At 72.9% G+C, this 24,341-nt stretch carries 22 protein-coding genes and 1 pseudogene; 18 read left to right on the forward strand and 5 right to left on the reverse strand.

From position 1 onward, the window contains the following. The first annotated feature begins 113 nt into the window (after positions 1-113). From glnA to ACFY93_RS26975, 4 genes are all read left to right on the forward strand, one after another. Positions 114-1,523 (forward strand): type I glutamate--ammonia ligase, encoded by a 1,410-nt coding sequence (glnA, locus tag ACFY93_RS26960; protein ID WP_391363671.1) that lies wholly within the window; start codon positions 114-116, stop codon positions 1,521-1,523. A 218-nt stretch (positions 1,524-1,741) separates the two neighbouring features. Next, complete coding sequence (gene htpX, locus ACFY93_RS26965; RefSeq protein WP_391363674.1) at positions 1,742-2,671, forward strand: zinc metalloprotease HtpX; 930 nt, start codon at positions 1,742-1,744, stop codon at positions 2,669-2,671. 2 nt (positions 2,672-2,673) lie between these two features. Further along, positions 2,674-3,282, forward strand: a complete 609-nt coding sequence (locus ACFY93_RS26970; protein WP_391363675.1) for a hypothetical protein — start codon at positions 2,674-2,676, stop codon at positions 3,280-3,282. A gap of 206 nt (positions 3,283-3,488) precedes the next feature. Further along, positions 3,489-4,697 carry a DNA glycosylase AlkZ-like family protein gene (locus ACFY93_RS26975; RefSeq protein WP_391363677.1) on the forward strand — a complete coding sequence of 403 codons (1,209 nt, stop codon included), beginning with the start codon at positions 3,489-3,491 and terminating at the stop codon, positions 4,695-4,697. 59 nt (positions 4,698-4,756) lie between these two features. On the opposite strand, the gene ACFY93_RS26980 is transcribed toward ACFY93_RS26975, so the two are convergent. Continuing rightward, complete coding sequence (locus ACFY93_RS26980) at positions 4,757-5,065, reverse strand: hypothetical protein (RefSeq protein WP_391363679.1); 309 nt, start codon at positions 5,063-5,065, stop codon at positions 4,757-4,759. Positions 5,066-5,345: 280 nt separating this feature from the next. Between ACFY93_RS26980 and ACFY93_RS26985 the strand changes: the two genes are divergently transcribed. Both ACFY93_RS26985 and ACFY93_RS26990 read left to right on the forward strand, forming a co-directional pair. Continuing rightward, positions 5,346-5,705, forward strand: coding sequence for an ArsC/Spx/MgsR family protein (locus ACFY93_RS26985; RefSeq protein WP_391363681.1), 360 nt, complete (start codon positions 5,346-5,348; stop codon positions 5,703-5,705). A 78-nt stretch (positions 5,706-5,783) separates the two neighbouring features. Continuing rightward, positions 5,784-6,137 carry a hypothetical protein gene (locus ACFY93_RS26990; RefSeq protein ID WP_391363683.1) on the forward strand — a complete coding sequence of 118 codons (354 nt, stop codon included), beginning with the start codon at positions 5,784-5,786 and terminating at the stop codon, positions 6,135-6,137. Here the strand turns inward: ACFY93_RS26990 and tnpA are convergent. Further along, entirely contained in the window at positions 6,107-6,535 is a 429-nt protein-coding gene (gene tnpA / locus ACFY93_RS26995) for an IS200/IS605 family transposase (protein WP_391363685.1), read from the reverse strand. The genes ACFY93_RS26990 and tnpA overlap by 31 nt on opposite strands. A 50-nt stretch (positions 6,536-6,585) precedes the next feature. Between tnpA and ACFY93_RS27000 the strand changes: the two genes are divergently transcribed. From ACFY93_RS27000 to ACFY93_RS27035, 8 genes and pseudogenes are all read left to right on the forward strand, one after another. Further along, a complete protein-coding gene (locus ACFY93_RS27000) occupies positions 6,586-7,800 on the forward strand; it encodes an RNA-guided endonuclease TnpB family protein (RefSeq protein ID WP_391363687.1) in 1,215 nt (404 codons plus the stop codon). 43 nt (positions 7,801-7,843) lie between these two features. Then, positions 7,844-8,131, forward strand: a complete 288-nt coding sequence (locus tag ACFY93_RS27005) for a hypothetical protein (RefSeq protein ID WP_391363689.1) — start codon at positions 7,844-7,846, stop codon at positions 8,129-8,131. 172 nt (positions 8,132-8,303) lie between these two features. After that, positions 8,304-9,341, forward strand: a complete 1,038-nt coding sequence (glnII, locus tag ACFY93_RS27010) for a glutamine synthetase (protein WP_391363691.1) — start codon at positions 8,304-8,306, stop codon at positions 9,339-9,341. Positions 9,342-9,833: 492 nt separating this feature from the next. Further along, positions 9,834-10,454, forward strand: coding sequence for a winged helix-turn-helix domain-containing protein (locus ACFY93_RS27015; protein WP_391363693.1), 621 nt, complete (start codon positions 9,834-9,836; stop codon positions 10,452-10,454). A gap of 90 nt (positions 10,455-10,544) precedes the next feature. After that, positions 10,545-11,537, forward strand: coding sequence for an NAD-dependent epimerase/dehydratase family protein (locus ACFY93_RS27020; protein ID WP_391363695.1), 993 nt, complete (start codon positions 10,545-10,547; stop codon positions 11,535-11,537). Between the two features lie 237 nt (positions 11,538-11,774). After that, positions 11,775-12,389, forward strand: a pseudogene (locus ACFY93_RS27025) (sensor domain-containing protein); the annotation flags it as partial. 209 nt (positions 12,390-12,598) lie between these two features. Beyond that, positions 12,599-13,252, forward strand: coding sequence for a response regulator (locus tag ACFY93_RS27030; RefSeq protein ID WP_391363697.1), 654 nt, complete (start codon positions 12,599-12,601; stop codon positions 13,250-13,252). A 214-nt stretch (positions 13,253-13,466) separates the two neighbouring features. Further along, the gene (locus ACFY93_RS27035; RefSeq protein ID WP_391363699.1) at positions 13,467-14,993 is read left to right on the forward strand and encodes a DUF1996 domain-containing protein; all 1,527 of its coding nucleotides are present in this window, start codon (positions 13,467-13,469) and stop codon (positions 14,991-14,993) included. Between the two features lie 120 nt (positions 14,994-15,113). On the opposite strand, the gene ACFY93_RS27040 is transcribed toward ACFY93_RS27035, so the two are convergent. Further along, positions 15,114-15,566: a hypothetical protein gene (locus tag ACFY93_RS27040; protein WP_391363701.1), complete on the reverse strand. Its 453-nt coding sequence runs from the start codon at positions 15,564-15,566 to the stop codon at positions 15,114-15,116. Between the two features lie 112 nt (positions 15,567-15,678). On the opposite strand from ACFY93_RS27040, the gene ACFY93_RS27045 reads away from it, so the two are divergent. From ACFY93_RS27045 to ACFY93_RS27060, 4 genes are all read left to right on the forward strand, one after another. Continuing rightward, a complete protein-coding gene (locus ACFY93_RS27045; protein ID WP_391363703.1) occupies positions 15,679-18,789 on the forward strand; it encodes an alpha-N-acetylglucosaminidase TIM-barrel domain-containing protein in 3,111 nt (1,036 codons plus the stop codon). Between the two features lie 49 nt (positions 18,790-18,838). Beyond that, the gene (locus ACFY93_RS27050) at positions 18,839-19,378 is read left to right on the forward strand and encodes a tetratricopeptide repeat protein (protein ID WP_391363705.1); all 540 of its coding nucleotides are present in this window, start codon (positions 18,839-18,841) and stop codon (positions 19,376-19,378) included. 111 nt (positions 19,379-19,489) lie between these two features. Beyond that, on the forward strand, positions 19,490-21,436 hold the full coding sequence (locus tag ACFY93_RS27055) for a hypothetical protein (protein ID WP_391363707.1): 1,947 nt from the start codon (positions 19,490-19,492) through the stop codon (positions 21,434-21,436). Between the two features lie 40 nt (positions 21,437-21,476). Then, complete coding sequence (locus ACFY93_RS27060; RefSeq protein ID WP_391363709.1) at positions 21,477-22,238, forward strand: TetR family transcriptional regulator; 762 nt, start codon at positions 21,477-21,479, stop codon at positions 22,236-22,238. A 37-nt stretch (positions 22,239-22,275) separates the two neighbouring features. On the opposite strand, the gene ACFY93_RS27065 is transcribed toward ACFY93_RS27060, so the two are convergent. Together ACFY93_RS27065 and ACFY93_RS27070 are read right to left on the reverse strand one after the other, a co-directional pair. Beyond that, positions 22,276-22,626, reverse strand: coding sequence for a 5-carboxymethyl-2-hydroxymuconate Delta-isomerase (locus ACFY93_RS27065; protein ID WP_391363711.1), 351 nt, complete (start codon positions 22,624-22,626; stop codon positions 22,276-22,278). A 32-nt stretch (positions 22,627-22,658) separates the two neighbouring features. Then, positions 22,659-24,305: a SpoIIE family protein phosphatase gene (locus ACFY93_RS27070; protein WP_391363712.1), complete on the reverse strand. Its 1,647-nt coding sequence runs from the start codon at positions 24,303-24,305 to the stop codon at positions 22,659-22,661. Positions 24,306-24,341: the final 36 nt, after the last annotated feature.

The following is a 24,341-nucleotide window of genomic DNA, read 5'->3' on the forward strand; positions in this document are numbered from 1 at the left end:
TCATGCTGGAGAAACGCCCCTTCCTTAGGGTCGGGACGAGCGTGTGCCACCGCACTGGCCGCACGAACGAACTACCACCCCGGTCAGCAGTGAGCGGGAGTAGGAGGAGCTGGATGTTCCAGAACGCCGACGAGGCCAAGAAGTTCATCGCGGACGAGGACGTCAAGTTCATCGACGTCCGCTTCTGCGACCTGCCGGGCGTGATGCAGCACTTCACGGTGCCGGCCTCGGTCTTCGACCCGACCGAGGAGCTCGCGTTCGACGGCTCCTCCATCCGCGGCTTCCAGGCCATCCACGAGTCCGACATGGCGCTCCGCGCCGACCTGTCCACCGCGCGCGTCGACCCCTTCCGCCGCGACAAGACGGTCAACATCAACTTCTTCATCCACGACCCGATCACGGGCGAGCAGTACTCCCGCGACCCGCGCAACGTGGCGAAGAAGGCGGAGGCCTACCTGACCTCCACGGGCATCGCCGACACCGCGTACTTCGGCCCCGAGGCCGAGTTCTACGTGTTCGACTCGGTCCGCTTCGAGACCACCGCGAACCGCTCGGTCTACGAGATCGACTCCGAGGCCGGTGCCTGGAACACGGGCGCCCTGGAGGGCAACCGCGGGTACAAGGTCCGCTACAAGGGCGGTTACTTCCCGGCCCCGCCGGTCGACCACTTCGCCGACCTGCGCGCGGAGATCTCCCTGGAGCTGGACGCCGCCGGCCTGCAGGTCGAGCGCCAGCACCACGAGGTGGGCACCGCCGGCCAGGCCGAGATCAACTACAAGTTCAACACGCTGCTCGCCGCGGCCGACGACCTGATGCTCTTCAAGTACATCGTGAAGAACGTCGCCTGGCGCAACGGCAAGACCGCGACCTTCATGCCGAAGCCGATCTTCGGTGACAACGGCTCGGGCATGCACGTCCACCAGTCCCTGTGGACCGGTGGCGACCCGCTGTTCTACGACGAGCAGGGCTACGCCGGCCTGTCGGACACCGCCCGCTACTACATCGGCGGCATCCTCAAGCACGCCCCCTCCCTCCTCGCCTTCACCAACCCGACGGTGAACTCGTACCACCGCCTGGTCCCCGGCTTCGAGGCCCCGGTCAACCTGGTGTACTCGCAGCGCAACCGCTCCGCGGCCATGCGCATCCCGATCACCGGCTCGAACCCGAAGGCCAAGCGCGTCGAGTTCCGCGCCCCGGACCCGTCCTCCAACCCGTACCTGGCGTTCTCGGCGCTGCTCCTCGCGGGTCTCGACGGCGTCAAGAACAAGATCGAGCCGGCCGAGCCGATCGACAAGGACCTCTACGAGCTCGCCCCCGAGGAGCACGCGGGCGTCGCCCAGGTCCCGACCTCGCTGCCGGCCGTCCTCGACGCCCTGGAGCAGGACAACGAGTACCTCCAGGCCGGCGGTGTCTTCACCTCCGACCTGATCGAGACCTGGATCGACTACAAGCGAACCAACGAGATCGCCCCGATCCAGCTCCGCCCCCACCCGCACGAGTTCGAGCTCTACTTCGACCTCTAGGGAGCCCGGCGTCTTCGAGGCGTCCGCTCACCGACGCCGGAGCCCCGGCACCGTCCGGGGACGGTGCCGGGGCTCCGGCGTGTTCCGGGGACGCCGCCGTCCGTCCGGGAACGCCGCCGCCCCGGAACACCGGTCGTCCGGTCGTCCCCGAACCCCGCCGTCCGGAGCACAATGGGGGTGGGACGGGGGCCTTCGTCGCAGGTGCGGGGTGGTACGAGATGCGAAGCCGCTTCCGGAGCGACCGGCGCCTGACCGTGCGGATGACGGTCACGCTGTTCCTGCTCGGGCTGTTGTACGTGGCCTTCATGGCCGCGTTGATCGTGTTGCTGAAGTCCTGGGTGCTGGTCGTGGTGATCGCGGTGGCACTGCTGGGGGCGCAGTACTGGTTCTCCGACCGGATCGCGCTGTACGCGATGCACGGGCGGCTCGTGGAGCGCGAGGAGTACCCGCGGCTGCACGGGGTGGTCGACCGGCTGTGCGCGGTCGCCGACATGCCGAAACCGCTGGTCGCGGTCTCCGCCCTGGACATGCCGAACGCGTTCGCGACCGGGCGGAACCCGGATCACGCCGTGGTGTGCGTGACGGAGGGCCTGCTGCGCCGGCTGGAGCCGGACGAACTGGAGGGGGTCCTCGCGCACGAGCTGTCGCACGTGGCGCACAAGGACGTCGCGGTGATCACCGTGGCCTCGTTCCTCGGGGTGATCGCGGGGCTGATCGTCCGGTTCGCGTTCTACTCGCAGCTCTTCGGCGGGCGCGGCAGGAAGGACCAGAACACGATGGCCGTGTTCATGCTCGTCATGGCCGTCTCCGCCGCCGTGTACGCGATCAGTTTCGTACTCATCCGGGCGCTGTCCCGGTACCGGGAGCTGGCCGCCGACCGGGCGGCCGCCACGCTCACCGGACGGCCCTCGGCGCTCGCGTCGGCGCTGACGAAGCTCACCGGGGACATCGCCCGGATCCCCACGAAGGACCTGCGGACGGCGCAGGCCTTCAACGCCTTCTACTTCACGCCCGCCCTGGGTGCGACGGCCGCGCCCGGTCTGCGGCGGTTCCTGTCCACCCACCCGACGCTGGAGCAGCGGCTCGACCAGCTGGGCCGCATCTCCGCCGAGCTGGGTGAGGCGCCTGCGCCCGGGGAGGCGGGCTGAGCATGGGGTTCTGGGACACGCTGCTCGGCCGTACGCGACCCGTGGCGCCCGACCTCGACCGGCTCTTCGGGCTGCCGTCGGCGGCGGTGACGCTGGAGGCCGCCGTCGGGCTGACGCCGACCGGCACCGGCGCGGTCTGCTGCGCGACCGCCGAGGGCGCGGCGTTCACCGAGGTGTACGAGGAGGTGCGGGCCCTGCTCGACGCGGACACCGCGCGCGGGGGCGGCCCGCCGGTCGAGCCGGTCCGGGACGAGTACGGGTACTCGTGGCTCGTCTCCCGGCGGACGCCCGACGCCCTTCCGGCGCTGGTGAGCGACCTGCACGCGGTCAACAGCACCCTGGAGGGCAGCGGCTTCGGACCGCAGCTGCTCTGCTCCGTGGTCGGCTTCCACGACGCTCGCGACCGTGGCGCCGGGGACGGGCGGCGGCTCGGGCTCGTCTACCTGTACAAGCGCGGGACCTTCTACCCCTTCGCCCCGGTGGCCGGCGGCACGGGGCAGCGGCGGGACAGCGCGCTCGAACTCCAGGTCAGGGCCGCGCTCGGCGAGGAACTGAGGATCGAGCAGGACCTCGGCCGATGGTTCCCGATCTGGGGCGCTCCGGGACTGTGATCCCGGGAGCGACGCGTGCTCCCGGCGCACCGGGCCCGTGGTCCCGGGCGCAGGACCGTAGTCCCGGGCGCAGGACCGTGGTCCCGGGCGCAGCACCGTAGTCCCGAAAAGGCCGAACCCGTGATCCCCGGACGTACGTCCGCGAGGATGGCCGGGACGCGGCAGGACGGCACGGGCGCGTACGGGCCCGGCGGGACGGAGGTCATGTGGGAGGCACGGGCGGGACGGCACGGCGGCACATCGGGGTGGCGGAGCGGCGGGCCAGACTCGCGCTGCGTCAGCGGCTCGCGGGAACGGCGCGGGCGGCGGGCCCGGAGGACGTCGCCCGTTCGCTGGTCGCACTGCACGGCACCGATCCGTCGACGGTGTACCTGGCGGTGGGCGCGCGGCTCGCCGATGCCGGGACGACCGTCGCGGAGGTGGAGCGCGCGCTGTACGAGGACCGGACGCTGGTCCGGATGCACGGGATGCGGCACACCGTGTTCGTGTTCCCCACCGAGCTGGCCGCCGTGGTGCACGCCTCCACCGGTGCCGCCCTCGCCGCGAAGGCCCGCGCCGGACTGGTCAAGGACCTGGTCACCGGCAGCGGCGGGCGGCTGACCGAGGCGTGGCTCGCGGAGGTCGAGGCGTCGGCGCTCGCCGCCCTCGCCCGGCGCGGGCAGGCCACGACGACCGACCTCGTCCGGGACGAGCCCCGGTTGCGGGAGCGGTTCACGTACGGGGCGGGCAAGAGCTACGAGAGCCCGCAGACCGTGTCGTCCCGGCTGATGCGGGTGCTGGGCGTCGAGGGGCGGGTGGTGCGGGGGCGTCCGCTGGGCTCGTGGACGTCGAGCCAGTTCCGCTGGGCCGTCGCCCCGCCGCACCCCGAACTGCCGGCCGCCGGGGCGCAGGCGGAGCTGCTGCGGCGCTGGCTCGCGGCGTGCGGGCCGGCGACCGAGGCAGACCTGAAGTGGTGGACGGGGTGGCGGGTCACGGACGTACGGCGGGCGCTGGCGGCGATCGGCGCGGTGGCCGTGTCCCTCGACGGCGGGGAGAGCGGGTACGTGACGGCCGACGATCCGGACCCGGTCGACGGGCCGGTGGAGCCGTGGGCCGCGTTGCTTCCCGGGCTCGATCCGACGGCGATGGGCTGGCAGGCGCGTGACTGGTACCTCGCGCCGTCGCTGCGGCCCGCGCTCTTCGACGGGAGCGGGAACGTCGGGCCGACGGTGTGGTGGGACGGCCGGGTGGTCGGCGGCTGGGCCCAGCGGGCCGACGGGGAGATCGAGTGGCGGCTGCTGGACGCCGACGGGGTGGGCGCCGAGGCGTCGGCGGCGATCGCGGCGGAGGCGGACCGGCTGCGGTCGTGGCTCGGGCCGACCCGGGTGGTGCCGCGCTTCCGGACGCCGCTGGAGCGGGAACTGACGGCCCGGTAGGACGCGGTGACGGCGACGCCGGGTGCCCCGCGCGGGGCACCCGGCGTTCCGTGACGCGGTCAGCGGCAGTAGCGCATCAGGGCACGGACCATGTGGCAGGTGGTGTCCGACGGCGGGTGCACGCCGATGAGCCGCGCGGCGGCGTGGATCCTCTCGTTCCCCGCCTGGCCGGGCGCGTAGACACCGGAGTCGAGCAGGGCGATGGCCAGGCGCATGGCCTTGAGGCGGCGGTTGTGCGTGACGTACCACTCGCGCGGGCGGCCCGCGGGCAGCGGACGCTTGCGCACGGGCTCGTACGGCAGGTCGAGCAGGGCGGGCCTCCCGGTCGTGGACCGGGTGGGCTTCGGCTTCAGTGCGGCAGCGGGCACGGGCATCCTCCTGTCGCGGTCAGGGAACCGTCCGGACCCCCCGGCGAATCCCTCGAACACTGCTATCAGTCTACTGCCCGCCACTGACAACCGGGGAACCCGGACACGTCATGAAAGTCCCAGCACAGAGCGGTTTTTGAGCTGCTGTCACATGCGATTCGGATGAGGCGGGTGAGGTGACAGAAAATCGAACACAGCCGGTCGTCCCCCTCCCCCGCCGGGGGCCTCGCCCGACCGCCGCCCGCCACTGCGGGCACCGTCGGCGCGTACCGTGTGCGCCATGGAGATCTGGATCAACCCGGCCTGTTCGAAGTGCCGCGGCGCCCTCGGACTGCTGGACGAGGAAGGCGCCGCATACACGGTGCGCCACTACCTGGAGGACGTGCCCGGCGAGGACGAGATCCGGGACGTGCTGGAGCGTCTCGGTCTGGAGCCCTGGGACATCACCCGCACCAAGGAGCCCGCCGCCGCGGAGCTCGGCCTCGAGGAGTGGCCCAGGGACGCCGGTTCGCGCGACCGGTGGGTGCGGGCGCTCGCCGAGCACCCCTCGCTGATCCAGCGGCCCATCATCACCGCGGACGACGGAAGTGCCGTGGTGGCCCGCACGGAGGAGGCGGTCCGCGACGCTCTGTCCCGGTAGGGGCTGTTCGTCCGGTCGCGGGCTTTCCGGGGTCCCGCCCTGCTACCCTCCGCCGCCGTGACCCTCAATGATCAAGGAATGCCGTACGGTGCGCCCGGCCCGGCGGGACAGGTGCCCGACCCGTTCGGGCAGTGGACTCAGGAGCGGGAGCGGATCCGGCGGAGACGCAGAACGCGGATCGCGGCCGGGAGCGCGGCGGGTGCCGTCCTGGTCGCGGCCGTCGCCGCGGGAGCCGTCCTGTACGCGGGCGGCGGGGACGACGACGGCGGCACGGCGTCCGCGCCCTCCCCGTCGGCCGCCTCGGCCTCCGCGCTGTCGGACGCGAACGGCGCGTCCGGCTCCGCCACGCCCGCCCCGAGCGTCTCCGCAGTGCCGGAGATCTCTGCTCTTCGGGGTGAGGGTCAGGCTGGCCGCTTCTGTCTCTCGATGTAGTCCTTGATGATGCTCAGGGGGGCGCCGCCGCAGGACCCGGCGAAGTAGGACGGGGACCAGAACACGGATCCCGTCGCGATCGGGTTGATCCGGCCGGTGTACTCCGCACGCAGGTATCGGGAGCTGACGCCCTTGAGGCTGTTGACGAGCTTGGACAGGGCGATTTTCGGCGGGTAGTGCACGAGTAGGTGGACGTGATCGCCCTCGCCGTTGAACTCCCGCAACTCCGCGCCGAAGCTCTCGCACACGTCCCGCATGATCTCCTCGCAGCGCGTCAGCATCTCGTCGTTGAAGATCTCCCGCCGGTACTTCGTGACGAACACCAAGTGTGCGTGGAGGTTGAAGATGACATGATTTCCTCGTCGGATATCGGGGTCTGGCTCCCAGCGCGGTGACATACGCCAAGTGTAGTAGGATCAGGTGAACCCGACCGGAGGGGGTGGGCTGGATGATCCGTGCGTACAAGTTCCTCCTGCGGCCCACCGTCCGCCAGGAGCGGGCGCTGTCCGAGATGCTGCGGGATCACTGCTCCCTCTACAACGGGGCTTTGCAGGAACGCCGCGACGCCTACCAGCACGTCTCCAAGACCACCGTCAAGTACGGCGGCCAGTCGGCGCAGCTCAAGGAGATCCGGGCGTTCGACCCGGAGTGTCAGGGCCGCTGGTCGTTCAGTTCGCAGCAGGCCACCTTGCGCCGTCTCGACAAGGCGTTCGCCGCGTTCTTCCGCCGGATCAAGTCCGGTGACACGCCCGGCTATCCGCGTTTCCGCGGGGTGAGCTGGTTCGACACGGTGGACTTCCCCAGGGACGGGGACGGCTGCCGGTGGGACTCCACCCCGCACGACCCGACCACCCGCGTCCGCTTCCAGGGCGTCGGGCATGTGAAGGTCAACCAGCACCGCGCCGTGGCCGGCCACATCAAGACCGTCTCGGTCAAGCGCGAGGGCCGCAAGTGGTTCGTCGTGCTGACCGCCGAACAGGACCAGCCTAAACCGCTGCCCGCGACCGGATCCGTGGCCGGGATCGATCTGGGCATCGCGAACTTCCTCGCCGACTCGAACGGCGATTTCGTCCCCAACCCGCGCCACGGGCGCAAGGCCGCCGCGAAACTCGAAGCCGCGCAGCAGGCCCTGTCCCGGTTCCCACGATGCAAGGCCAAGGACCGCACCGCCAACCACCAGCGCGCGGTGGACAAGGTCGCCCGACTGCACGGCACGGTGCGGCGCCGGCGCCTCGACCACGCACACAAAACCGCCCTCGGTCTCCTGCGCGCACACGACTTCATCGCGCACGAAGACCTCAAGATCCGCAACATGAGCAAGGCCCCCGCACCGAAACCCGACCCCGATCAGCCGGGCGCGTTCCTGCCCAACGGGGCCGCCGCGAAGGCCGGGCTCAACACGTCGGTCAACGACGCCGGATGGGGGGTGTTCCTGACGATCCTGCATGCCAAGGCTGAAAGCGCCGGACGAGAAGTGATCGCCGTGAACCCCCGCAACACCTCCCGCACCTGCCCCGAATGCGGGCACACCGCCAAGGAGAACCGGCCCACACAGGAAAAGTTCCACTGCGTTGCCTGCGGCCACCACGCGCACGCCGACACAGTGGGAGCCATCAACGTTCTACGGGCCGGGCTGGTCCGTCGCGACGCCAAACCGGCATAGCGAGAAGCCCCCGGCCTCAGCCGGGAGAGGAGTCACGGACCCGGTGACCTACCAGGTGGTCGCCCTCGACCCGCCCCCCGAGGCGGGGCTGCCGACGGTGCCGCCCGGCTCCCCCGGCGTCCTCCAGCTGATGACCGTCCGCTCCGTGGTGTTCGCCGGCGGCCAGTGGGCCGACGGCTCCGCCTCCGGCGAGGCTGAGCTCACGAAGATCACTTCTGGCCTCCTGCAGCACGTCAGCGACAGGGTCGTGGCCTACGAGCAGGGGAGGGAAACGAGAGGCCCTTCCGCGCACACGCGCGCGTGTCGGCGGTTCCCGGCTCACTTCGTGTGACATCGGGCACGGACGGCGCGGGTAACACGGGGTTCACACGCGGGCAATGACCGGGAAACCGCCTGTTGACACGCTCATGGGCATCACCGCGACGCCCCAGTGCCGTAGCGCCGCCAGCCCCCGCAGTGAGCACCCGCAGTGCGCCCAGCGACCCACCCGAAGGATGTGTCCCGTGAGCTTCAAGGCTGAGTACATCTGGATCGACGGCACCGAGCCGACGGCCAAGCTCCGTTCGAAGACCAAGATTTTCGGGGACTCCGACAAGCGGGCCACGGTCGCCGAACTGCCGATCTGGGGCTTCGACGGGTCCTCCACCAACCAGGCCAAGGGGCACTCCTCGGACCGGGTGCTCAAGCCGGTCTTCAGCTGCCCCGACCCGATCCGCGGCGGCGACGACATCCTCGTCCTGTGCGAGGTCCTCGACATCGACCTGACCCCGCACGAGTCCAACACGCGTGCCGCGCTGGCCGAGGTGGAGGAGCGGTTCGGCGCGCAGGAGCCGGTCTTCGGCATCGAGCAGGAGTACACGTTCTTCAAGGGCTCCCGTCCGCTCGGCTTCCCCGAGGGCGGCTTCCCGGCCGCGCAGGGCGGTTACTACTGCGGTGTCGGCGCCGACGAGATCTTCGGCCGCGACGTCGTCGAGGCGCACCTGGACAACTGCCTCAAGGCGGGTCTGGGCATCTCCGGCATCAACGCCGAGGTCATGCCCGGCCAGTGGGAGTTCCAGGTCGGTCCGCTCGCCCCGCTGGAGGTCTCGGACCAGCTGTGGGTGGCCCGCTGGCTGCTGTACCGCACCGCCGAGGACTTCGAGGTCTCCGCGACCCTGGACCCCAAGCCGGTGAAGGGCGACTGGAACGGCGCCGGCGCGCACACCAACTTCTCGACGAGGGCGATGCGCGAGGGCTACGACGCGATCATCACCGCGTGCGAGTCGCTGGGCGAGGGCTCGAAGCCGATGGACCACGTCAAGAACTACGGCGCGGGCATCGACGACCGTCTGACGGGTCTGCACGAGACCGCTCCGTGGAACGAGTACAGCTACGGCGTCTCGGACCGCGGCGCCTCCGTCCGCATCCCGTGGCAGGTGGAGAAGGACGGCAAGGGCTACATCGAGGACCGCCGCCCGAACGCCAACGTCGACCCGTACGTGGTGACCCGGCTGCTCGTCGACACCTGCTGCGCCGCCCTGGAGAAGGCCGGCCAGGTCTGACCCGGCGGCACGCAGCCGTACGCGACGAGGGAGGGCGCCCACCGGTCCGGTGGGCGCCCTCCCTCGTCGCGCCGCCCCGCCGGCAAGCGGCCCGACGCCGGACGGCTGGACGACGGACGGCTGGACGACGGACGGCTCGTCGCGAGACGGCTCGTCGAGAGAGGCGTCGTCGTATCAGCAGACGAGAAGGCGGCGGCTGAGGCTGCTGCGCCCCGGCGGCTTCTGCTTCAATGGGAGCATGGCCGGCCTCCAGAGGAACCCCGCGACGGGTCGTCACGACCTTGAGCCGTTCTGGCCCTCCCGTCAGCACCACGACTTCGACCGGGTGTGTTGCCGCGCGACGAACGCGCCGGTCCTCTAGGCCCTTTCGGGCCCGAGCCCTTCCCCGGCCCTCCGCCGGCGCGCACGACGTACGTCCCCCGACCGCCCCCGCCCACGGGCTCGCGGCCTTCGGGGTCACCGACGACTCCCGCGTGAAAGAGCTGACTTCCCATGGCGAACACCCGTGCCCTCTCCACCCCGGCCACACCGCCCGCCCCGTCCCGGGGTCCCGTACGTCACCGGCTGCGCGCCGTCGACCGGGACGAGCCGGTGGACGCCGCCGGTCTGCTGCCGCCCGGCACCACCTGGCTGCCCGCTCCCCCGCACGCCCTGCCGGTGCTGCCCGGCCGGCCGCCGGTGATCGGCTACCTGGTCCTCGTCCCCGCCGACCAGCACCCGCACCCTCCTCTCACCGCCGGCGCCGACGCCGACGTCTCCGTACCCGCTTCCGCCGCTGTCCCCGCCCCCGCCCCCGTCCGTGACGACGGCGCCGGTGAGGGGCCGCTCGTGCGCGTCGACCCCGTGCGGCGCACCGCCGAGGTCGACGGCCGGCCGCTGGACCTCACGTATCTGGAGTTCGAACTGCTCGCGCACCTGGTCGCGCACCCCCACCGGGTGCACACCCGCGACCAGCTGGTCACCACGGTCTGGGGCTACGGGCACATCGGCGACGGGCGGACCGTCGACGTCCATGTCGCCCGGCTGCGCCGCAAACTGGGCACCCGGCACCGCGGGGCGATCCAGACGGTGCGGCGGGTCGGCTACAAGTACACGCCGGTGACGGGCACCTGACGGCGGCGGCGCCCGCCACGGTCCGGTTCCCCGGTCTTCTGTCAGCAGATCCGCGTTCCGTCCGGCGGGCGCCGCGTGCACGATCGACGCATGAGACTTCTGATGCTGGGCGGTACGGAGTTCGTGGGGCGTGCCGTCGTCGAGGCGGCGCTCGGCCGCGGCTGGGACGTGACCGTCTTCCACCGGGGGCGGCACGAACCCCCGTCCGGGGCGCGGGTGCTGCTCGGCGACCGCACCGCTCCCGACGGGCTCGCGGCGCTCGCCGAGGGCGAGTGGGACGTCGTCGTCGACACCTGGTCGGGAGCGCCGCGGGCCGTGCGGGACGCGGCGCGGCTGCTCGCCGGCCGGGTCCGCCACCATGTGTACGTGTCGAGCTGCTCGGTGTACGCGTGGCCGCGGGCGGCCGGTTTCACTGAGGAGGCGCCGGTCGTGGAGGGGGCGTCGGCGGACGCGGAGCAGACCGACTACGCGCGCGACAAGCGCGGCGGGGAGCTGGCCGCCGTCTCGGCCTTCGGCGCCGACCGCTCGCTGCTCGTGCGGTCGGGCCTGATCCTCGGCCCGTACGAGAACATCGGGCGGCTGCCCTGGTGGCTGACCCGGATGGCCCGCGGCGGCCCGGTCCTCGCGCCGGGGCCGCACGGTCTCCCGATCCAGTACGTGGACGTCCGCGACCTCGCCGAGTGGATCCTCGGGGCGGCGGAGCGGGGGACGAGCGGGGCGTACAACGTCGTCGGCCCGCAGGGGATCTCGACGATGGGGGACCTGCTCGACGCGTGCGTCCGTGTCACCGGTTCGGTGGCCCGGCCGCGCTGGACCGACCCCCAGGTGGTGCTCGACGCCGGGATCGAGCCGTGGACGCAGCTGCCCGTGTGGACGCCTCCGGACAGCGAGCTGCACGACGCGGTGCACTGCATGGACGTCTCCCGGGCGGTGCGGGAGGGCCTGCGCTGCCGTCCCGTCGCCGAGACGGTGGCCGACACCTGGGAGTGGCTGCGGAGCGTCGGCGGGCTCGCCCCGCAGCGCCCCGACCGGCCGGCCTCCGGCCTCGACCCGGCTCTCGAGGCCGAGGTGCTGGGGCTGTGAGGTGCGGGGCGCCCGGGTCCGTGAGGTGCCGCGTCCGCTCGGGCGGGTGCACCTGACACCACCCCTGACCCGGGGGTCCGGCCCAGTGACCGGGCGGACGCGCGCGGTGAGACTGAGGGCATGGAGACGACGACGAGCAGCACGATGAGCGACCAGACCCGTACCGGGGTGCGCGAGGTCCCGCGCACCGGGGCACCTCCCGTGCCGCCGGTGGCGTCCGCCGCGCCGGGGGCCGGCGTGCGGCCGGTGGCGGCGGCACGGGCGCGGGAGCTCGTGGTGACCGGGGCGCGTTCCCTGGGCCTCGCCGTCGTCGCGATCACCGGGTCCGCCGTCCTGTTCGTGCTGTCCGCCGTGTCCATCGCGCTCGTGCCGATCGGCGTGGGGATCGTGACGACGCCCTGGGTCCTGGCCGGGGTGCGGGCGTGGGCGGACCGGCGGCGGGAGCTCGCCGACCGGTGGTGCGGGGTGCGCGTCCGGTCCGTGTACCGGACGGTCCCGGCCGGCGCCAACCCGTGGGAACGCTGCTTCCGGCTGCTGGGCGACCCGGCGACCTGGCGGGACCTCGGCTGGCTGCCGGTCGACATGACCGTGGGCTTCGTCACCGCGCTGCTGCCCGCCGCGCTGCTCCTCTACCCGTTCGACGGGTTCGCGCTGGCGCTCGGGCTGTGGCGGGTCTTCACGGACGGCACCGGCATCGGGTACTGGTACGGCTTCGTGCCGGTCTCCGGGCAGGCCTCCGCCCTCGGCGCGGCGGCCCTGGGCGCCGTCCTCCTCGTCGCCGCGTGCGCGTCCGCCCCGCGTCTGCTGGCCGCCCACTTCCGGCTGACCCGCTCCGTGCTCGGCGCCGGCCGCACGGACTGACGTCGGCCGCACGGCCGGAGAGACCGACGGGCTGACGGGCTGACAGGTCGACGGGCCGACGGGCCCAGGGGCCGGCCGGCCGAGTGGTCGGGGAAATGGCGGGCTCCGGGTCCGGGGCGGGCCGCCCACTGGGTAGATTCGACGGTGTCCTGGCCGTCGGCGCTCTCGGGGCGGCCCCACCACGGTGACCTGGAGTTCCCTTGCGAGTTGTGCTGGCCGAAGACCTCTTCCTGCTGCGCGACGGGCTGGTGCGCATGCTGGAGGCGTACGGCTTCGAGATCGCCGCGGCCGTCGAGAGCGGTCCCGAACTCACCAAGGCACTGGCCGAGCTGGATCCGGACGTCGCGGTCGTCGACGTACGGCTGCCGCCCTCGCACACCGACGAGGGGCTGCAGTGCGCGCTGGAGGCCCGCCGCCGCAGGACCGGGCTGCCGGTGCTGGTCCTGTCCCAGCACGTGGAGCAGTTGTACGCGCGGGAACTGCTGGCCGACGGCGCGGGCGGGGTCGGCTATCTGCTCAAGGACCGGGTGTTCGACGCCGACCAGTTCATCGACGCCGTACGGAGGGTGGCGTCGGGGGGTACGGCGATGGACCCGCAGGTGATCCAGCAGTTGCTGTCGCGGCGCGCGGCCGACGACCGGCCCCTGGGACGGCTGACGCCGCGCGAGATCGAGGTGCTCGAACTCATGGCCCAGGGGCGCTCGAACGCGGCGATCGCTGCGGGGCTGGTGGTCACGGAGCGGGCGATCGCCAAGCACACGTCCAACATCTTCGCGAAACTCGGACTCGAGGTCTCGGACGACGACAACCGCCGCGTGCTCGCGGTGCTCGCCTATCTGGACCACGGACGCTGATCCGGATTCTGAACGGAATTCAAGAAGTGCCGGAAGGCAGGACCGGCACCAGCGGGAATGCGCGGTCCGAGGCCGTTTCCGCGGAATCGGTCCTGCCAACTCCTCGGATTCTTCCGGGGTTTGTGAACGCCCCACGCGTCACGTCCGTATGCATGGGAGCCGCTTCACTCCTGTCGGGCGCCTCACTGCCCCGCAAGGAAGTCAGAGGAGTTCCATGGGACGCAACACAAGAAAACGCCGTTCGTCGCTGGCCAACAGGGCCATAGCCGCATCGGCGGCCCTTGCGCTCGGTGGGGGCGGGCTGATCTGGGCCAATTTCTACGCCTCGGCACACGAGGAGGACTCGGCGCAGAACAACACGAAGGCGGCCGCCGCCCAGGTGGCCACCATCGACTGCCCCGACATCGGCCAGAAACTGACCAGAGTCCCGTGGAAGGCGCGTTCGGGCGTCGCCCGGGAGCTGGCGACCCTGGACAAGCAGATCACCGAGGCCTACGCCCGGCTCGCCTCGACGCGCCGGGACGCGGCCCAGGACGCGAGCTTCGTCCAGAACTCCATCCTCGGACCGCTGAAGGACAAGCGGACCGCGGTGATCGGCCGTATCAAGATCGACTTCAGGCGGGTCGGCGGCACCGCTCCGAGCTACCTGGACGGTCTGGCCGGCTGTACCGGACGCCCCGCCGACCCGCAGCCCACGGACGGCCAGGGCGGTCAGGACGGTCAGAACGGCGACGGCCAGGACGGTGGTCAGAACGGCGGCCAGGACCAGGGCCAAAACGACGGCGGTCAGGACAACGGCGGCCAGAACCAGGGCAACGGCGGTCAGGCCGGGAACGGCCCCGTGGCCGACGACTTCGTCGACATCACGACCGTCCAGCCGAACGTCCAGAAGGTCCGTACCCGGCGCGGCGGTTCCTCCGGCACGTTCACCACCTCGTGCGGTGTGAACGAGAACAAGAAGTTCAACACCGACAACGTGATCGCGGCGCCCGGCGTCACGAACGGCGCCCACCACCTGCACGACTACGTGGGCAACCAGTCGAACGACGCCTTCGCGAACAACGACACGTTCGCGGCCGCCGAGACCACCTGCGCCGACCAGGGCGACAAGTCCACGTACTTCTGGCCGGTGGTGCGCCAGCAGGACGGGTCGAGCGACTTCGACGCGAACAACGACGGCGGCGGCAAGGAGGGGAACGTCGGCAAGATCCTCCAGGCCCAGCAGGCCCAGATCAAGTTCGTCGGCAACCCCCGCGGCAAGGTCGTCGCGATGCCGCGGTTCCTGCGCATCATCACCGGTGACGCCAAGGCCTTCGTCAACGGCCCGGGGAACGCCAACGCGCACTGGAGCTGCACCGGATTCGAGAACCGGCAGCTGACGGACAAGTACCCGATCTGCCCCGACGGCAGCAACGTGGTGCGGTCCTTCAAATTCCAGAGCTGCTGGGACGGTCAGAACATCGACAGCGCCAACCACCGTACGCACATGGCGTTCGCCGACGCGCGCGGCAACTGCGCGAACGGCTTCAAGGCGATTCCTCAGCTGACGATGCGACTCGTCTACGACGTGCAGACGCCGACCGTCGAGAACGGCCAGGTGACCAACGCCTACGCCGTCGACGGATTCCCCGAGCAGTTGCACAAGCCGATCACCGACCACGACGACTTCATCAACGTCTTCGACGAGGACTTGATGAACCGGATGGTCAACTGCATCAACACCGGCAAGCGCTGCAAGTGACCCGGTGAGCGTGAGCGGGGGCCGGCGGTGGATTCCCACCGCCGGCCCCCGCCTTTCCCGCCTCGTCCATTCCCGCCCGGTCCTCCCGCCCCGCGCGGGAGGACCCCGGAACCCGCGCGGTCAGCCCCCGGTACCGGAGTGCGCCTCGTGCCCCCCACCGCCACTGCTCCCCGAGTGGTGCGAGGTCCCCTCCTCCATGGTCCCGCCGAGCCGGCCGCGCAGCGCCGTCACCACCTTCGAGGCGCCGACCGCGACCCACTTGCGCCCGACGAGGTAGAAACCGCCGTAGTCCTTGGCCTCGTTGAGCCACTCGCGCTGACCGCGGTCGGTGGCGCACGTCGCGAGGACGAACCGGCCGTCCTCGTTCCCGCAGATGGCCTGCCGGATCTCGTCGGCGTCCGTCTGGATGTCCGGGGCGCAGCCCACCTCACCGGCCAGGTGCTCCAGGCTCCCCGTCGCCATCCGCGGCACCGTGGCCGTGGCACCGTTGCCGTCGCTTCCCGCGCCGCAGCCCGTCAGCGTCAGCAGGGCCACCGCCGCGCCGGCCGCGAACCTCTCGCGTGTCCGTCCCATACGTACCTCCGGTCCCTCGCGGCGACACGAACTCGCCAGCTCCGTCTCCACCGTTGAGCACGGACGGCCGCCCCGTTAGCGTGCCGCACCTGTCGACACAGGGGGCACACAGATGACCTATCCGTCGCGACGCACGGTGCTGGGCACGGCCGGTGCCATCGGCCTCGGGACCACCCTCGGGGTGACGGTCCCGGCCCACGCCGCCGAGAGCCCCGGCGAGGGCCCCGCCTTCGATACGGCTCCGGCGCGCTCAGCGCTCAACCGGCTGCTGCCCGATCACGCCGGCCAGTTCCGGCTGGAGCCGGTGAAGGGCCCCGGCGACCGGTTCCGCGTCACCGGCTCCACCGGCCGCGTCCAGGTGTCCGGGACGAGCCCGGCGACCCTGCTCACCGGCGTCCACTGGTATCTGAAGTACGTGTGCGGCGCGCACCTCGCGTGGAACGGCGACCAGAGAGACCTGCCGCGCCGCCTGCCCGCGCCCGCGCGTCCCCTGGAGAGATCCACCGCCCTCCCCCACCGGTTCGCGCTCAACGACACCAACGACGGCTACACGGCCCCGTACGCCGGCTGGGCGTACTGGGAGCGGCAGATCGACCTGCTGGCCCTGCACGGCTGCAACGAGGTCATGGTCATCGCGGGCACGGAGGCCGTCTACCACCGGGTCCTGAAGGACTTCGGGTACACGGACGACGAGGCGCGGGCCTGGCTGCCGGCGCCCTCGCACCAGCCGTGGTGGCTGCTGCAGAACCTGTCCGGTTACGGGGGACCGCTCTCCGCCGAGCTGATCGCCGAGCGCGCCGCGCTGGGCCGCCGCATCACCGGCCGGCTGCGGGAGCTGGGCATGGCGCCCGTGCTGCCGGGCTACTACGGGCACGTGCCCAAGGGGTTCGTGGACCGCAACGGCGGCGACGCGCACGTCGTGCCGCAGGGCACCTGGCACGGTTTCGGACGCCCCGACTGGCTGGATCCCCGCACGGCGGCCTTCGCGGAGGTCGCCGAGGCCTTCTACGGCCATCAGCAGGACGTCTTCGGGCCGGCCGCCCACTTCAAGATGGACCTGCTGCACGAGGGCGGCACCGCCGGTGACGTGCCCGTGCCGGACGCCGCCCGCGGCGTCGAGAAGGCCCTCCAGGCCGCCCGTCCGGGCGCGACCTGGGTGATCCTCGGCTGGGAGGCCAACCCGCTGCCCGAGCTCCTCGACGCGATCGACCGGAAGCGGATGCTGATCGTCGACGGCGTCTCCGACCGCTACACGAGCGTCACCGACCGGGAGAAGGACTGGGGCGGCACCCCGTACGCGTTCGGCACGATCCCCAACTTCGGCGGACGCACCACGATCGGCGCCCGCGCGCACATCTGGAACGACAAGTTCTTCGCCTGGCGGGACAAGCCGGACAGCGCGCTCGCCGGGACCGCCTACCTGCCCGAGGCCACCGACCGGGACCCGGCCGCCTTCGAGCTGTTCTCCGAGCTGGCGTGGACCGAGCGGCGGATCGACCGGGCCGCGTGGTTCTCCGCGTACGCCGGGTTCCGCTACGGCGGCCGGGATCGGCACGCGCGCGCCGCCTGGCGGGCGCTGCACGACACCGCCTACCAGCAGCACGCCGCCGAGCGCAGCGACCCGCACGACTCGCTGTTCTGCGCCCGGCCCGACCTCGCCGCGGACCGCGCCGCCGAGTACGCCCCGCGTGCCCTCACCTACGACCCGGGCCGTTTCGACGCGGCGCTGGCGGGGCTGCTCTCCACCGCCGGGCACCTGCGGGGCAGCGCGGCCTACCGGTACGACCTGGTGGACGTGGCCCGGCAGGCGCTGGCGCACCGCAGCCGCCAGTACCTGCCGCAGCTGCGGGCCGCCTACGAGCGCGGGGACCGGGAGACGTTCGGGACGCTGGCGACGCTGTGGCTGCGGCTGATGCGGCTGTCCGACGACGTCACCGGCACGCATCCGGCGTTCCTGCTGGGCCCGTGGATCGAGGACGCGCGGCGGACGGCCACGAACGACGCCGAGCGGGCCGAGTTCGAGCGGACCGCGAAGACGCTCGTGACCGTCTGGGGCGGGCGGGCCACCTCCGATCCGGGCAAGCTGCACGAGTACGGCAACCGCGAGTGGCACGGCCTGATGGCCGACTTCTACGTGCCGCGCTGGCAGAAGTGGCTCGACGCCCTGGAGGACGCGCTCGCCACCGGCACCGCGCCCGCGGACGTCGACTGGTTCGCGTTCGAGGAGCCGTGGACCCGGGAGCGGAAGGACTATCCGCTGCGACCGGTGGGCGACGCGTACCGGACGGCCGCGCGGGTCCGCGACACGCTGGCGCGGGCCCCCTACCAGGGCTCCCTCGCGGTCAGCGCCGTTCCGGCCGCCTTCCCGCCGGGCGGGCACGCGCGCGTGGAGGCCGTCTTCACCAACGTCAACGGCCTGCGGGACACCGGCCGCGTCGATTTCGAGCTCACCGGCATCGACGCCGAGCCCGAGACAGCGGCCTCGCTGCCGCGCGTCGCGGCCGGGGGCTCGGGCACCGTCCGCTGGCGGGCGAGCGCGCCCCGGGAACCGCTGGACCGCCCGCTGCGGCCTCTGCCGTACACGCTGACCGCGCGGTACGGGCCGCGGGGCGAGGAGCGGGTGCGCGGCGAGTCGAGCGGCACGCTGTTCGAGGCGGGGCCGCTCGCGGAGGGCTGGGCGGCGTACACGAACAACACGGCCGTCTTCGGACAGCTGGACGACCGGTTCGCCATCGACGGGGCGGGCGCCGACCTGTGGAAGGGCACGGCGGAGTTCGGCTGCCTGCACCGCGAGGGCGCGCTGACGGACGGTGTGTCGGTGACCGTCCGGGTGGACGCCCAGGCGGCCACCGGTCCCTGGGCGCGTGCCGGGATCATCGCCCGCGACAGCCTGGCCACGCCCGGCTCGCCCGGCTTCCTCGACCTGGCGGTGACCCCGGCCAACGGCGTCGTGCTCTCGTACGACACGAACGGCGACGGCACCCTCGACACGTACAAGCGGATCACCGGCGTCAAGGCGCCGGTGCTGCTGCGGCTCACCCGGTCCGGCGGCTCCTTCACCGGCGCCTGCTCCACGGACGACGGGGCGACCTGGCGGACGGTGGCGACGGTGCCGGTGCCGGGCGCGGCGGACGTCCAGGACGTAGGCCTGTTCATGAGCGCCGCGAACGGCGGTGGCGGGGCGCGCGGCACGGTCGAGTTCAGCGGCTGCCGGCTGGCGTAGGAGCGCGGGCGCGGGCCTTCACGAGCACACCTGTGCGAAGGTGGGGCTCGTGGACAACGACTGGGCAGAGTGGGAAGAGCGGGTGGCGGCCGCCTGGGCCGGTTTCGACGACTACGCGGAGGAGGACGCGGCCGCGTTCCGGGCGGTGATCGACGCGCTCGTCGCCGAACTGCCCGCGGACAGCCCCGTGGGGTTCTTCGAGCAGGCCTGCGCCTGGGACTCGACGGGCCACTCGGACCGGGCGGTGCCGCTGTACCGGGAGGCTCTGGCACGCGGGCTCGACGGCTACCGCCGCCGGCGCACCGCGATCCAGCTGGCCAGCTCGCTGCGCAACACCGGGCAGGCCGAGCAGGGCGTCGCCCTGCTCACACCCGAACTCGTGCTCCCGCCGGACGAGTTGTCCGACGCCGTCCGCGCCTGTCTCGCCCTGTGCCTGGCCGACCTGGGCCGCGAGCGCGAGGGGCTCGCCCTCGTCATCGGGGCGCTCGCCCCGCACCTCCCCCGCTACCAGCGCTCCATGGCCAACTACGCCCGGCTGCTGGTCGAACCGGAGCAGCCGGGGCAGGCGGGCGGAGGCGGCCGGGTCTAGGCGGGCGGAGGCGGCCCGGGTCGGGCGGCCGGGGCGGTCAACTCCCGTTCGCAGGGCTCCCCTTGACGGGCGACGGGGTGACCGTACGGCGGTTCGCTCGTTCTGCTGAACGTGCAGTCACAGGATGTCGCCCCGCGCCCCGGTCCGGATTCACCGCCCACGGCCTCGCTGGAACAGGCCGAGGCCGCGCTCGTCGAGCACTACCCGAGGCTCGTCCGGCTCGCCTATCTGGTGCTGCCGCCGAGCCTCGGCCGCAACCGGCGCGTCCTGACCGCGCACGCGCTCACCCAGCGCGCGCTGCCCCGGGGCCGCACACCGTCCGGCGACGCCCCGGCCGTTCCCGCCCAGCAGACCGCCGGCGGCCGTGCCACCGACCCCGGCTACGCCTACGTACGCCTGCGGGTCCTGCGCACCGCCCTGGAGGCGGGCCTGCCGCTGCGGCGCGCGGCCTGGCCCAAGCGCTCCCAGCTGCCCGTGCTGCTCCCCCGGGTGTGGGGTCTCAGGCTCTTCCCCCGCTCGGGAGGCGCCGACGAACTGGCGCTGGACCAGCGGCTGTCCGCGCTGTCCGGTCCGGCCCGCGCCGCCTGTGTGCTGCGCGGCCTGGAGAAGCTGTCCGATGCGGACGTGCGCGCGGCGCTGGAGGCGGCGGGTGTCCGGGACGCGGCGGCCGCGCTCGCGGAGGCCGCCGGTGTGCCCGTGCGGGGCGACCTGCTCTCCTCCCCCGAGTTCGACCCCTGTTCGCTGCACGCCCGGCCCACCGACCTGATGCGGCGCAGACAGCACACGCGGGCCGCGCTGGCCGCCGCCGCGGCCGCCGTCGTCTGCGGCGCGCTGCTCGTCGTGCCCGGGGACGGCTGGGCCCCGGACGGCGCCGCCACACCGCCGTACGCGCGCAACCCGGCGGCCGAGGCCGCGCTCGACCCGGGCAGGCTGACGAAGGTCCCGGCGACCGCGTGGCGTTCGTCCGCGCGCACCGACTTCTCCGTGTGGCCCGCGCGCGGGAACCTGGCCGGAAACAGGCCACTGCTGCGCCGCGCGCTCGCGGTGTGGGCGCGGCCCGGCGAGTCGGTGCGGGTGTCGGCGACGCCCGGCACCGCGTCCGGCGCACCCCCGGGCCCGCCGCAGCTGCTGTACGCGGGCGAGGTCGACGGCGCGCGCGTGGTGCTGTTCCACGACGGTCTGCGCATCGTCCGCTACGCCGAGCCGGAGGACGGGACGGGCGGCGCCGCCCTGGACTTCGCGCGCGTCGACGGTGCGAGCGGCGCCGAGTCGGGCGCCGTGGTCCTGGACCGGGCCGACGGCGACGTCCGCTATCTGACGGCGCCCTGGGTGCGCGAGGCCGCCGAGCGGGATCTGCTGAAGCCGTCGTCCCCGCCGGTGGGCCTCGCGGTCACCGCGGACGGCGTCGCCGATCCGCTGGCCGGCCCGGTGGAGCGGGCCGGGGCCTGCCGCTCGTGGAACGTGCTGGAGCTGACCGACCACACCGGCACCCGGCGGCTGATGACCGACCTGGGCGAGCTGGTCCCCGCGCACCTCACCGCGGGACGGCCCGGGCGCCCCCGGGAGGCGGCCGGCGACGCCGGGAGCGGGATCTGGTCGCCGCTCGCCTGCTCGCTGGCCGCCGTGCGCACCCAGGGTGTGCGGTCGGTGAACGCCTGGCGGTTCGCGCGGCAGCCCCTGCCCGACGCGAGCGGCACCGCCGACTGGGTGTGCACCCGCGCGGACACCTGGCGCGGCGGCGGGCCGCGCGTGCTCGCCCAGTTCCACACGCCCGGACAGCCGTACGGGGCGGTCGCCGCGAAGGCCGAGAACTCCCCCGCGTGCGGTGCGCGCGATCCGCACGTCCTCGCGGGCGTGCTGTGGAAGTCACAGGCGGGTGGCTGGTACCTGCTCGCGGCGGGCGACAAGGACACGGCGTCGATCGGCGCGACGGGCGGGGCCGAGGGGACGGCCCGGGGCGGTCTCCTGGCCGTACGGACCAAGCAGGGCGCGCGGGCGCGGCTGAAGGGCGCCCTGACGGACGGGACCCGGGTGGACGGGCTGGGACGGCGCGACTGAGGACCCTCTCGCGGCCGGATCCGATCGGTAAGGTGTTCGTATGACAACCGGGGTACGCCGCAGGATGGGTGTCGAGGAGCGCCGGCAGCAGCTGATCGGTGTCGCCCTCGACCTGTTCAGCCGCCGTTCGCCCGACGAGGTCTCCATCGACGAGATAGCGTCGGCCGCGGGTATCTCGCGCCCGCTGGTCTACCACTACTTCCCGGGCAAAATCAGTCTCTACGAGGCCGCGTTGCAGCGCGCGGCGGACGATCTCGCGAGCCGCTTCAAGGAACCGCACGAGGGGCCGCTCGGAGCGCGTCTGGTCCGGGTCATGCACCGGTACTTCGACTTCGTCGACGAGCACGGGCCGGGTTTCTCCGCGCTGATGCGCGGCGGTCCCGCGGTGGGTTCCTCGACGACCAACGCGATGATCGACGCGGTGCGGCAGGCCGCGTACGTCGAGATGCTCGCGCATCTCCGGGTCGAGGAGCCGCCCGCCCGCCTGGAGTTGGTGATCCGCTCGTGGATCTCGCTCGCCGAGTCGACGGCGCTGATCTGGCTGGACGGGCGGCGGATCCCGCGCGCCGAGCTGGAGGCGCAGCTGGTGCACGACTTCGCGGCGCTGGCGGCGGTCAGCGCGGCGAACGACGAGGAGATGGGCGCGCTGCTGCGGCACATGCTGCGGGACGAGCCCGCCGGGGGGCCCTTCACGGACCTCGTCGGCAAGCTGTTCGCCCTGGCCTCGCCCCCGGCCGGGCCGCCCGCCGCGGGAACGCCCGCCGCGGGAACGCCCGGCGCAGGAACGTCACTGCTCCCGTAGCCCGCGCGCCCCCGGCCGGCCGGATCCCGCACCCGCGTCAGAACTTGCGGTAGGACGCGTCGAGGTCACGTACCTCAGCGGAGCCGTGCACGGTCACGCCCTCGACCGGCTTCAGATGGGTCCGCAGCAGTTCCAGCGCGGTCTCGGTCAGTCTCGCCTTGGTCTCGTCCGTCCGGCCGGGCAGCAGGTCGAACGCGATGTGCACGATGGCATGTCCGCCCGCCTCGTGGCCGACGACGGGGTCCTCGGTGCGGCGGAAGCGCGTCTTGCACGCCCCGATCCCGGCGGCGGCGATCTCCACCACCTGGTCGTGCAGCGCGAGGGCGAAACCCCGCCGGTCGAAGGCGTCGTCGAGCGGCGCGGAGAAGTCGACGGTGATCTGCGGCATGAGCACTCCTGTTCGGTGAAGTCCTGATCACCCTAAGGGGCTTCGCCACCGGGGGTCAGGTCGTCCGTCAGCCGCAGGGCCAGCAGGGCGATGTCGTCCTCCCCCTCGTGTCCGAAGCAGTCGAGGAGCGTGTCGCAGAGGGCCGCCGTGCCGGCGGGGGCGTCCGCGGCGGCGACGCGCAGCCGCTCCATGGAGACCGCGAGGTCCGTGCCCCGCGTCTCTATGAGCCCGTCGGTCACCAGCAGCAGCCGGTCGGCGGGGTCGAGCGCGATCTCCGTGGGCGGCGGGTGGTCGAGCCCCACGCCGAGCAGCGGCCCCGTCACCTTCACGTACTCGGCGCTGCCCCCGTCCCGGACGACGAGCGGCGGGATGTGGCCGGCGTTGGCGATCCGGGTGCGTCCGGTGGCCGGCTCGACGAGGACCAGACAGACCGTGGCCGTGACGTCGGGGTGGTAGTGGCGCAGCATCCGGTCGAGCCGCCGGGCCAGTACGGCGGGGTCGCCGTCCTCGATGCAGTAGGCGCGCAGGGCGTGCCGGATCTCGACCATGACGGTCGCCGCCTCCAGCGAGTGTCCGACCACGTCGCCGACCGCGGTGAGGATGCCCTCCGAGGTGGGCAGGGCCGCGTAGAAGTCGCCGCCGATCTCCGTCTGCCGGGAGGCGGGTACGTAGCGGACGACGACGTCGGCGCCGGGCAGTTCGGGCAGCCGGTGGGGCTGGGGCAGGAAGCTGTGCTGCAGGGTCAGCGCGACATGGCGCTCCGCCTGGTACATGAAGAGGGGTTCCGCGGCCAGGGAGGTGGCCTGGGCGAGCCGGGCGACCAGCGCCTCGGTCTCCGGCTCCGGCCGGTGGCCGGGGCCGAGGGGCGTCGCAAGGCACACCGTGGACTTGCCCGCCTGCGCCCGGGCCAGGACGAGCCGCACGTCGTCGTGCGCGTCGGAGCCGAACACGCCGTGCGGCCACAGCGGTGCGGGCACGACGCTGCTGCGCGCCCCGGTGTGCCCGGCCATGAGCTGCCGGACCAGCCGGGCGACGCTCTGTCTGGTGTCCGGGTCGAGGAGCGCGGCGCGGGGCAGCTGCCGGGACGTCCCGCAGTACAGGTCGCCGTCGGTGCCGAGCACGAAGACGGCGGCGGGGACGCCGGTGAGCCGGGAGGTGCCCTCGGCCGCGGAGTCGGCGAGCTGCCCCAGGCGGCGCGCCGTCTGCACGGAGACGATGGTCTCGGACAGCAGGGTCAGCCGCTGTACGAGCGCCTCGGTGCCCGTGCGGGCCCTGGCGCCGCGTGCCGCCGCGGCGACCACCGCCCGGATCTCCCCGGGCTCGGCGGGCACCGCGAGGCAGGTGTCGGCACCGGCGTCCAGAGCGTGCCGGCGGTCGCGGGAGTCGTCGGCGGCGGAGAACAGGACGACGGACACGGCGCCCGCGCCCGGCAGCGCCTTGATCCTGCGGCACAGTTCGAAGCCGTTCGTGCCGGGCAGTCCGGCGGCGGCGAGCACCACGTCGGGGAGGGTGCCCGCGCGCGTGCGGACGTCCAGTTCCGCCAGTGCCTCGTCGGCGTCGGCGGCGGGGACGTCGTGGTGGCCGGCGCGGCGGAGCACGGCGATCATCGCGTGCCGGCCGGCCTCCGTGTCGTCGACCACCATCACGGTGGCCTCCGCCCGCCGGTGGTCGCCGTCCATCCGACAGCCCTCCGGTGCACAGAAGTGGGGCAGACC

This window comes from Streptomyces sp. NPDC008313 (assembly GCF_042956125.1).
Lineage (GTDB): Bacteria > Actinomycetota > Actinomycetes > Streptomycetales > Streptomycetaceae > Streptomyces.